The sequence below is a fragment of the Rhizobium sp. CCGE 510 genome (assembly GCF_000292525.1).
Classification (GTDB): Bacteria; Pseudomonadota; Alphaproteobacteria; order Rhizobiales; family Rhizobiaceae; genus Rhizobium.
Map to the genome: position 1 here is coordinate 607,357 of NZ_AEYF01000044.1, position 9,796 is coordinate 617,152.

The following is a 9,796-nucleotide window of genomic DNA, read 5'->3' on the forward strand; positions in this document are numbered from 1 at the left end:
TATAGCGCCGCGCGTCTAACAGACGCGCAAAGGACGCTGTAAAACTTTGAATTGCTGCATAATTCCTCAGACCGATGACGAGTTAAGGAATTATGCAGCGACATATTTGAAGAAATCGATGAAGGCGCGCAGTGCCGGCCGCATCTGCCGGCGGGTGGGATAATAGATAAACGGTCCGGAATAGGGCGCGCACCAATCCTCCAGCACTCGCACGAGCCTGCCGCTCGCCAGCTCGGCATCCACCCGCATGTCGAACAGATAAGCAAGGCCGGCGCCGTTCAACGCCGCAAGCAGGGCCAGCCGGTCATCGCTGACGATCAATGGCCCGTCGACGGAAACGACCAATTCCCGCCCATCCTTTTCAAATTCCCAGCGATAGATCGAGCCGTTGGTGAAGCGCCGCTTGATGCAGCGGTGATGGACGAGATCGCGCGGATGCTCAGGTTTTGGATAACGCTCGAAATAATCGGGCGAAGCGGCGATCACCATCGTCAGATCGGGCGAGACCTTGACGGCGATCATATCGGCCTCCAGGCTTTCTTCCAGCCTTATGCCGGCATCGAACCCCTCCTTGACGATATCGGTGAAGCCGTCCTCATTGGCGATCTCCAGAGTGATATCCGGATAGCGGTTAAGAAAATCGCCGAGGCGCGGGGCGAGCAGGATATCGGAAGCGAAACGCGGGGAGGTGATGCGCAGGTTGCCGGCAGGCCTGGCGCGCGTATCGCGGACCGCCTCCAAAGCAATGCCGATTTCCTCGAGCGCCGGGCGAAGCCTGTCGAGAAGCAGCCGCCCCTCCTCCGTCGGCGCGACGCTACGGGTAGTACGCGCCAGAAGCCGCACTCCCAAACTTTCCTCCAGGCTTGAGATCGCATGGCTGACGGCCGAGGGCGCAACGAGGAGTTCCTTGGCCGCGGCCCGGAAGCTGCGGTGTTCGGAGACGGCAGCGAGGACGGCGAGTTGTGCCAGCTGTGTTCTGTTCATTGATCGAACAAATAGAACAACCCGTTGAAAATTGCATGCATTTTCTGATGGATGCGAGAGGGCTATGGTCTATCCATGCCGCAACCACCTTCATGCGGTTCAAAATCATCTCAGGAGCGCAATATGAAAACCCGCAAACTCGGAAACGATCTCACGATCTCTGCTGTCGGCCTCGGCTGCATGGGCATGAGCTTTGCCTATGGCGCCAGCGACGAAGCGGAATCGGTGCGGACGCTCAATCGCGCCGTCGATCTCGGCGTCACCTTCTTCGACACCGCCGAGGTCTATGGCCCCTTCACCAACGAGCTTCTTCTCGGAAAGGCGCTGAAACCGTTTCGCGATCGGGTGGTGATCGCCACCAAGTTCGGCTTCAAGATCGATACCAGCCAGACGGGTGCCGGCGCCATCACCGGCGTCGACAGCCGCCCCGAGCATGTCAAAGCCGTCGCCGAGGCCTCGCTGAAGCGCCTGGGGATCGAGACCATCGACCTCTTCTACCAGCACCGCGTCGATCCCAATGTACCGATCGAAGACACCGTCGGCGCCATGGCCGAGCTCGTGAAGGAGGGCAAGGTCCGCGCCCTCGGCCTCTCCGAAGCCGGCAGCGCCACCATCCGCCGCGCCCATGCGGTGCATCCGATCGCCGCACTCCAGAGCGAATATTCGCTCTGGACGCGCGATCCCGAGGAAGATGTGCTTGCCACCTGCCGCGAACTCGGCATCGGCTTCGTGCCCTACAGCCCGCTCGGCCGCGGGTTCCTCACGGGCGCGATCCGCAAGGTCGACGATCTCGCCGCCGACGATTTCCGCCGGCAGGTTCCGCGTTTCCAGGCGGAGAATTTCGACGCCAACGCCGCCCTCGTCGCAACGCTCGAGCGGCTTGCCGCCGAGAAGGGCGTGACCGCCGCACAGCTGGCGCTGGCCTGGGTGTTGAGCCAGGGGGACGACATCGTGCCGATCCCCGGCGCCCGCAAGCTTCACCACCTCGAACAGAATGCCGCCGCTGCCGATATCGTGCTGAGTGCGGCGGAGCTTGAAGAGCTCGGCCGGGCGATCCCAGCTGGACAGGTGGCCGGCAAACGCTATTCGGATGCCTCGCTTGCGATGACGAACCTCTGAGCAGTCAAGCCCGGCCCGATGCAACGCCGGGCTTGCCTTCGCGGCTAGCGAAACTATCTAACGCCATCTCGGAAAACGGGATGAAAAAATGTCGGACAGGCAGGCAGTCGAACAGACGGTTCATCTCTATGTCGAAGGCATGGCCTTCGCCAATGAGGCGGCGTTGAAAAAGGCCTTTCACCCGAAAAGCTCGATCATCGGCTATTACCAGAATGCCGTCGAATGGCTGACGCGGGACGAGTTCATCGCCGCAATCCTGGCGGAGGAGCCTGCGCCGCCCGGAACGCTGCCGTTCATGGATATCCAAAGCGTCGATGTCGAGGGCGATGCGGCGAGCGTCAAGGTCACCGACGATTTCGCCGGAATGCGCTTTACCGATTATCTCTCGCTGCTGAAAATAGAGGGCCGCTGGACGATCGTCAGCAAGCTCTACCATCTTCATATGTGAAAAGACCGGCCGCTAACGACCGGTCCCATTATCTCGGCAAAGCCGGCAGGATCAGCTTCTGAGGACGCCGCCGGTGAATTTCATTACGCTGGCGATGATCTTCTGCGTCAGCGCCTCGAAATCCTCATCCGTCAGCGTGCGCTCGACCGGCTGGATCTGAACCTCGATCGCCACCGACTTCTTGCCCTCGCCGACAGACGCGCCTTCGAAGATGTCGAAGACATTGACGCCGGTCACCAGCTTGCGGTCGGCGCTTGTCGCAGCCTTGATGAGCGCGCCTGCTTCCACCGTCTTGTCGACGACGAAGGCGAAGTCGCGCTTGACCGCCTGGAAGGGCGATAGATCGAGCGCCGGCTTGGTGCGGGTCGCCTTCTTCTTCGGCTCGGCCATCGCATCAAGATAGACCTCGAAACCACAGAGCGCGCCGGAGACATCGAGCGCTTCCAGCGTCAGCGGATGGAATTCACCGAAATAGCCGAGCACCACCTTCGGCCCCATCTTGATGGTGCCGGAGCGGCCGGGATGATACCATTCCGGTCCACCCTGCTCGATCTGGATATTGCCCATCGGCAGGCCGCAGGCTTCGATGACGGCGAGCGCATCGGCCTTGGCGTCGAAGACGTCGACCGGCTTGCCGCCGCCCTTGGCGGCATTCGACCAGGCGCGACCGGCGCCGGCAAGCGAGGCCGTGCCGCGGCGGATGCCGCCGGCAACGCGGCGCTGGCCGTCCGGCCTGTCGTTCTCATAGGTGCCGGAGACTTCGAAGAGGGCGACGTCGGCATAACCCTTGTCGGCATTGCGCTGGGCCGACGTCAGCAGACCCGGCAGCAGCGAGGGACGCATATCCGACATTTCGGCGGCGATCGGGTTGGCAAGCTTGAGGGCGGGCGAACCGCCGCCGAAGAGCTTGGCCTGATCTTCCGGAATGAAGGACCAGATAACAGCTTCGAGCATACCGCGCGAAGCAAGCGCCCGCTTGGCGATGCGGGTGCGGATCTGCAGCGTCGTCAGGATCTTGCCGTTGACAACGGCATGGCTTTCCAGCGGCGCCGGCTTGATATTGTCGACGCCGTGGATGCGCATGACCTCCTCGACGAGGTCGGCTTTGCCGTCGATATCCGGACGCCAGGAGGGAACGGCGACGGAGACGCGCTCGCCGGAACCGGAAACCGTGAAGCCGAGGCGGGTCAGAATGCTGTTGCTTTCCTCATCCGAGACTTCAAGGCCCGTCAGGCGCTTGACCTCGGAATAAGGGAAATCGACGATCTTCGGTTCGTAACCCTTGTAGCCGACGACCTCGGCCCTGGCGGCCGTGCCGCCGCAGAGTTCCAGCACCAGTTCCGTCGTGCGTTCGAGACCGGGAACCATATAGTCCGGATCGACGCCGCGTTCGAAGCGGTAGCGGGCATCGGTGATGATGCCGAGGCTACGGCCCGATTTGGCGATGTTCATCGGGTCCCAGAGGGCGGATTCGATCAGCACGTCGACGGTGTTTTCGTCGCAGCCGGAATGTTCGCCGCCCATGATGCCGCCGATCGATTCGATGCCGTCTTCATCGGAGATGACGACATTGTTCGGGCCGAGCTTGTATTCGCGCTGGTCGAGCGCCAGCACGGTTTCACCTTCGGCGGCGCGGCGGACGGTGAGGTTACCCTTGACCTTGGCAGCGTCGAAGACGTGCATCGGCCGGCCCTGATCGAAGGTCATGTAATTGGTGATGTCGACCAGCGCATTGATCGGACGCAGGCCGATGGCGATCAGCCGCTGCTGCAACCAGCGCGGGCTCGGGCCGTTGCTGACGCCGCGCACCAGGCGTAGCGCAAAGCCCGGGCAGAGCTTCTGATCATCGAGTTCGAGCGTCAGCTTCACCGGCGTCTCGCCGTCGACGGCGAAGGACGGAGCCGGCCGGGTCTTCAGCGTGCCGAGACCTGAGGCGGCGAGATCGCGGGCGATGCCGTGGATCGAGGTGCAATCCGGCCGATTGGGCGTCAGATTGATTTCGATGACCGGGTCGTCGAGATGAGCGTAGGTCGCGTAGCTCATGCCGACAGGCGCATCTTCCGGCAGATCGATGATGCCGTCGTGACTGTCGGAAATCTCAAGCTCCTTTTCGGAGCACATCATGCCATGGCTTTCGACGCCGCGGATATTGCCGACGGCAAGCGTCACATCGATGCCGGGAACAAAGGTTCCGGGGGCCGCGAAGGCGCCGACGAGGCCGGCGCGCGCATTCGGCGCGCCGCAGACGACCTGAACCGGCGCACCGGCACCGGTATCGACCATCAGCACCTTCAGGCGATCGGCCTGAGGATGTTTTTCCGCCGAGACAATTCTGGCGATGACGAAGGGCTTGAATGCCGCCTTGTCGTCGACATCCTCGACCTCCAGCCCGATCTCGGTGAGGCGCGTGCAGATTTCATCGAGGCCGGCATCCGTTTCCAGATGCTCTTTCAGCCAGGAGAGCGTGAATTTCATCGTCCCAATTCTCCGTTCAAGCGCTGAGGCCGCCGAACAGTGTCGGCATGTCGAGCGGGCGGAAGCCGTAATGCGTCATCCAGCGGACGTCGGCGTTGAAGAAGTCGCGCAGGTCGGGCATGCCGTATTTCAGCATGGCGATGCGGTCGAGGCCCATGCCCCAGGCAAAACCCTGATACTCGTCCGGATCGAGCCCGCCGTAACGCAGCACGTTCGGATGGACCATGCCGCAGCCGAGGATCTCCATCCAGTCGGTGCCTTCGCCGAACTTGACGATCGGGCCGGAACGGTCGCACTGGATGTCGACCTCGAAAGAGGGCTCGGTGAAGGGAAAGAAGGACGGGCGGAAACGCATGGTCACGCTGTCGACCTCGAAGAAGGTCTTGCAGAATTCCTCGAGCACCCAGCGAATGTTGGCGACATTGGCCTTCTTGTCGATGACCAGGCCCTCGACCTGATGAAACATCGGCGAATGCGTGGCGTCGCTGTCCTGGCGGTAGGTCTTGCCGGGAATGATGATGCGGATCGGCGGCTTCTGCGCCTCCATGGTGCGCACCTGCACCGGCGAGGTATGGGTGCGCAGCACCTTGCGCTCACCATTCTCGTCCGGATGGAAGAAGAAAGTGTCGTGCATCTCGCGGGCCGGATGGCCTTCGGGGAAATTCAGCGCGGTGAAATTGTAGTAGTCGGTCTCGATGTCCGGACCTTCGGCGATCGAGAAGCCCATGTCGGCGAAGATCGCGGTGATCTCGTCGACGATCTGGCTGATCGGATGGATGCGGCCGCGCTCGGCAGGCGAAGAGCGCACCGGCAGGCTGACATCGACCGTCTCGGCTTTCAGCCGCGCATTGATCGCCTCTTGGCGGAGCGTCGTTTTGCGGGCGGCGAGCGCCTCGGTCACCGCATTCTTCAGAACGTTGATCGCAGCGCCCTTGGTCTGGCGCTCCTCCGGCGTCATGGCGCCGAGCGTCTTCAACAGTTCGGAGACGGAGCCCTTCTTGCCGAGGGCGGAAACGCGCACGGCCTCGAGGGCCGCCTCGTCATTGGCGGCGGCGATTTCGGCGAGCAGCGAGGCGTTGAGCTGGTCGATATCTGACATTGTCACTTCTTTCCGTCCAGTATCAGGCGGGCGATCGGGAGGCAGGCGGCGCCGGCCGGCGCAAGGAATATAAAGAAAGAAAAACCCGCGCTAGCCCAAACCAGCGCGGGTTTCCCAAAATCAAAAATTCAAAGCTTGGGAAGCGCTGGTTACTTGACCGCGCCTTCAAACTCGTTGGTCGTGCCGGCTTCCTTGAGGTACTCAAGAGCCTTTTTGGCAGCGTTGACCAGCGCGCCGAATGCTTCCGGCTCGTGGATCGCCATATCGGAGAGAACCTTGCGGTCGACTTCGATGCCAGCCTTGGTCAGGCCGTCGATGAAGCGGCCATAGGTCAGGCCGAATTCGCGGACAGCGGCGTTGATGCGCTGGATCCAGAGCGCACGGAAGTTGCGCTTGTTGACCTTGCGGTCGCGGTAAGCGTACTGCTTCGAACGATCGACAGCAGCCTTGGCAGTCCGGATGGTATTCTTGCGACGGCCGTAAAAGCCCTTTGCGGCCTTCAGAACCTTCTTATGCTTGGCGTGCGAGGTAACGCCTCTTTTTACACGTGCCATTTCATGATCTCCTTAAATCTAGCGTTCGCGGACGAGTCTCAGAGACCGTTCGGCAGGTAATTCTTGATAACCTTGCGGCCATCCGGTTCTGCGAGAACCATGGTGCCACGTGCATCGCGAATGAACTTGTTGGAACGCTTGATCATGCCATGGCGCTTGCCGGCGGCGGCAGCCTTGACCTTGCCGGTTGCGGTGATCTTGAACCGCTTCTTGGCAGAGGACTTCGTCTTCATCTTGGGCATTTTGCTACTCCTTCTGTCCTCCCTGCGCGCTTTATCAAAAAAGCCCTTCTCGCGAAGTCCGGTTCTCCGGCCGTCGCAACAAGGTGCGGGAGCGTTTGTTGTTGATCTGCGGCTTCGGTGACGAACCGTTCCGCAAGCATTCGAAACTGCCACGGCATGCCCTGCCGGTCAGTTCGGACGCGCGCTTATAACCGCAGCGTCCTGAAAGTGCAACGGGGCGGCGGCGGAATCTTCGCGCATCCAGTACAAGGCCGGAATCATCATGGCCGAAAGCACAAAAGCCGCCCTTGCGGACGGCCTTGGGGCGAAAAAGTGCATGGCGCTTACTTCGGCGCCAGCACCATCATCATCTGGCGGCCTTCGAGCTTGGGTTCGGCTTCGACCTTGGCGAACTCGATCGTATCAGCCTTGACCTGCTGCAGAAGCTTCATGCCGAGTTCTTGGTGGGCCATTTCACGGCCGCGGAACTTCAGCGTCACCTTGACCTTGTCGCCTTCGTCGAAGAAGCGACCCATCGCCTTCATCTTCACCTCATAGTCATGGGTGTCGATGTTCGGGCGCATCTTGATTTCTTTGACTTCGACGATCTTCTGCTTCTTGCGCGCCTCGGCAGCCTTCTTCTGGTTGGCATATTTCAGCTTGCCCAGATCGAGGATCTTGCACACAGGCGGTTCGACATTGGGGGAAATTTCGACGAGATCGAGGCCGGCTTCCTCAGCCATTTTCAAGGCCTGGTCGGTAGGCACGACGCCCATATTCTCGCCGTCAGCCCCGATCAACTGAACTTTGGGAATGCGGATTTCACGGTTCGAGCGCGGTCCGTCCTTCACGGGCGCGTCGGTTTTAAAAGGTCTGCGAATGGTCGTATTCTCCTCGCGTTGTTTTCGGAACGTTGCAGCCTCGCGCTCCCATATCAGGGTGCACAAACGTGTCGCGTCATCGCTGCAACGGAGTCAATATCATCCTTTAGCGGAAAAATCACCCGCTGTCAGCCTGCCAAGAATCTGTTTTATAGGCCAAAATAACAGGAGTTTTGCCGATGTTCGATCAGATGCCCAATGCCCAGCCGCAGTTCCTGACGGTCGGCGCGGGAGAGGCCGCGCGCGAGATCGCCATGCTGGTGCGCCCGGCAGAGGCCGGCAATGGCGCCCCGGCGCTCGTCTGGCTGTCCGGCTATCGCTCCGACATGAGCGGCACCAAGGCGGTGGAACTCGACGGGCTGGCTGCGGAACTCGGGCTCGCCTGCATCCGTCTCGATTATTCCGGCCACGGACTTTCCGGCGGAAGCTTCAGCGACGGCACGATCTCACGCTGGCTGGAGGAGGCGCTTGCCGTCATCCGCCACGTTGCCCCCGAGCGGGTGATCCTCGTCGGCTCGTCGATGGGCGGTTGGATCGCGCTCCGGCTGGCGCAGGAACTTGCGCGGCAGGACGGCCCGAAGCTCGAAGGGCCAAAACTCGAAGGAATGGTGCTGATTGCGCCGGCACCCGATTTCACCTCGGAGCTGATCGAGCCGAACCTCAAGGCCAAGGAGCGCAAGTCGCTTGCCGAGCGCGGCTATTTCGAAGAGCGTTCGCAATATAGCCCTGAGCCGAACATCTATACCCGGGCACTGATCGAGGACGGGCGCGAAAACCGGGTGCTCGACGGCATCATCGAAACGGGCTGCCCGGTGCATATCCTCCAGGGCATGAAAGACGCCGACGTGCCGCATGCGCATGCAATGAAACTGGTCGAACATCTTCCCGCCGACGACGTGGTGCTGACCTTCATCCGCGACGGCGACCACCGGCTTTCGCGGCCGAGCGATATCGCCCTTCTCCTTGGTGCCGTCAGAGGTATCATCCGTTCATCGACAAATGTGCAGATGCCGGTTTGAACGGCACCGGCCGATCAATCCCCCCGAAATCAGTCTCCGACCCGTTGCATTTTAACCATGTCGGCGGGTCGCAAGGTGCTCCCAAGAAGTAACGATTGACTCTTCTCGGCCCTCTCCATTAACACTTTGTTAATAAATAAGGGGCGATGCAAGGAAAGAGCGGGCGTGCGGATCAAGGGTATCTTTGTGGCCATGATGGCCATGTTTGCGATGGCGACGGCCGCCATACCGGCCCCCAGCAGAAATGCTTCCATGGTGACAGGCAATGCCACCTCTCAGCCGATCGGCCACTATGATTTCTGTCAGATCCACCGCAGTGAATGCGGTGCAAACCGCAATTCTGGCCCGGTCGAGATGACACCGGCAAAGTGGTCGCTGGTGCGTGCGGTTAACGCCACGGTCAACCGCACGATCACGCCGATGACCGACAAGGAAATCTACGGCAAGGATGAGGTCTGGGCCTATCCGACCACTGCCGGCGACTGCGAGGATTTCGCGCTCCTGAAGCGCCGCATGCTGATCCAGCGTGGCTTTTCGGCTGCCGATCTGCTGATGACCGTCGTGCGCAAACCGGATGGTGAAGGCCATGCCGTGCTGACGTTGCGCACCGCCGAGGGCGATTTCGTGCTCGACAACCTCGCCGCCGACGTCAAGCCGTGGTTTGGAACGCCCTATTCCTTCGTCAAGCGCCAGTCGAGCTACAATGCTGGCCGCTGGGTCACCATCGAGAACGGCCGCGACGTTCTGGTCGGCGCGCTGCGGTAAGGGTGCAATAGAGAGTATGGAGAGGCCGGCGATTTGCCGGCCTTTTGCTTTTTGGGTCTCTCCGCTCGCACCAGGTCAATTTTTGGAGGAGAGGTGTCCCACTTACTTGCCTTTCGCTGCGCTCAAGGCGTTCGTCGCTATCGCTCCTCACCCCCCTCATCTGCCCTGGCGGGCATCTTCTCCCCGCTGGGGAGAAGCGGGAGCAAGACGTACGGTGGTCGTTCCGATAGC

At 61.1% G+C, this 9,796-nt stretch carries 10 protein-coding genes; 4 read left to right on the plus strand and 6 right to left on the minus strand.

The features are described 5' to 3' along the window. Window positions 1–90: 90 nt before the first annotated feature. A complete protein-coding gene (locus RCCGE510_RS23035; protein WP_007633975.1) occupies window positions 91–984 on the minus strand; it encodes a LysR family transcriptional regulator in 894 nt (297 codons plus the stop codon). Window positions 985–1,107: 123 nt separating this feature from the next. Between RCCGE510_RS23035 and RCCGE510_RS23040 the strand changes: the two genes are divergently transcribed. Further along, window positions 1,108–2,103 (plus strand): aldo/keto reductase, encoded by a 996-nt coding sequence (locus tag RCCGE510_RS23040; protein WP_007633976.1) that lies wholly within the window; start codon window positions 1,108–1,110, stop codon window positions 2,101–2,103. Between the two features lie 88 nt (window positions 2,104–2,191). Continuing rightward, a complete protein-coding gene (locus RCCGE510_RS23045) occupies window positions 2,192–2,551 on the plus strand; it encodes a nuclear transport factor 2 family protein (protein WP_007633977.1) in 360 nt (119 codons plus the stop codon). Window positions 2,552–2,602: 51 nt separating this feature from the next. Here the strand turns inward: RCCGE510_RS23045 and pheT are convergent, their stop codons facing one another. The 5 genes from pheT to infC all read right to left on the minus strand — a co-directional run bounded on the left by pheT (window position 2,603) and on the right by infC (window position 7,781). Next, entirely contained in the window at window positions 2,603–5,026 is a 2,424-nt protein-coding gene (gene pheT / locus RCCGE510_RS23050) for a phenylalanine--tRNA ligase subunit beta (protein ID WP_007633978.1), read from the minus strand. Window positions 5,027–5,042: 16 nt separating this feature from the next. Then, window positions 5,043–6,125 (minus strand): phenylalanine--tRNA ligase subunit alpha, encoded by a 1,083-nt coding sequence (gene pheS, locus RCCGE510_RS23055; protein ID WP_007633979.1) that lies wholly within the window; start codon window positions 6,123–6,125, stop codon window positions 5,043–5,045. Between the two features lie 149 nt (window positions 6,126–6,274). Next, window positions 6,275–6,679, minus strand: a complete 405-nt coding sequence (rplT, locus tag RCCGE510_RS23060) for a 50S ribosomal protein L20 (RefSeq protein WP_007633980.1) — start codon at window positions 6,677–6,679, stop codon at window positions 6,275–6,277. Window positions 6,680–6,717: 38 nt separating this feature from the next. Next, complete coding sequence (rpmI, locus tag RCCGE510_RS23065; RefSeq protein WP_003544621.1) at window positions 6,718–6,921, minus strand: 50S ribosomal protein L35; 204 nt, start codon at window positions 6,919–6,921, stop codon at window positions 6,718–6,720. A gap of 323 nt (window positions 6,922–7,244) precedes the next feature. Continuing rightward, window positions 7,245–7,781 (minus strand): translation initiation factor IF-3, encoded by a 537-nt coding sequence (gene infC / locus RCCGE510_RS23070; RefSeq protein WP_081525788.1) that lies wholly within the window; start codon window positions 7,779–7,781, stop codon window positions 7,245–7,247. A 179-nt stretch (window positions 7,782–7,960) separates the two neighbouring features. Between infC and RCCGE510_RS23075 the strand changes: the two genes are divergently transcribed. Together RCCGE510_RS23075 and RCCGE510_RS23080 are read left to right on the plus strand one after the other, a co-directional pair. Next, entirely contained in the window at window positions 7,961–8,800 is an 840-nt protein-coding gene (locus tag RCCGE510_RS23075) for an alpha/beta hydrolase (protein WP_007633990.1), read from the plus strand. Between the two features lie 165 nt (window positions 8,801–8,965). Beyond that, window positions 8,966–9,565, plus strand: coding sequence for a transglutaminase-like cysteine peptidase (locus RCCGE510_RS23080; protein ID WP_037079450.1), 600 nt, complete (start codon window positions 8,966–8,968; stop codon window positions 9,563–9,565). Window positions 9,566–9,796: the final 231 nt, after the last annotated feature.

What these genes read in the sequence shown, in the direction of transcription:
- rpmI (WP_003544621.1), bottom strand. Translation starts at nt 6,921, where the DNA reads ATGCCCAAGATGAAGACGAAGTCCTCTGCCAAGAAGCGGTTCAAGATC.
- pheT (WP_007633978.1), bottom strand. Translation starts at nt 5,026, where the DNA reads ATGAAATTCACGCTCTCCTGGCTGAAAGAGCATCTGGAAACGGATGCC.
- rplT (WP_007633980.1), bottom strand. Translation starts at nt 6,679, where the DNA reads ATGGCACGTGTAAAAAGAGGCGTTACCTCGCACGCCAAGCATAAGAAG.
- RCCGE510_RS23040 (WP_007633976.1), top strand. Translation starts at nt 1,108, where the DNA reads ATGAAAACCCGCAAACTCGGAAACGATCTCACGATCTCTGCTGTCGGC.
- RCCGE510_RS23035 (WP_007633975.1), bottom strand. Translation starts at nt 984, where the DNA reads ATGAACAGAACACAGCTGGCACAACTCGCCGTCCTCGCTGCCGTCTCC.
- pheS (WP_007633979.1), bottom strand. Translation starts at nt 6,125, where the DNA reads ATGTCAGATATCGACCAGCTCAACGCCTCGCTGCTCGCCGAAATCGCC.
- RCCGE510_RS23075 (WP_007633990.1), top strand. Translation starts at nt 7,961, where the DNA reads ATGTTCGATCAGATGCCCAATGCCCAGCCGCAGTTCCTGACGGTCGGC.
- RCCGE510_RS23045 (WP_007633977.1), top strand. Translation starts at nt 2,192, where the DNA reads ATGTCGGACAGGCAGGCAGTCGAACAGACGGTTCATCTCTATGTCGAA.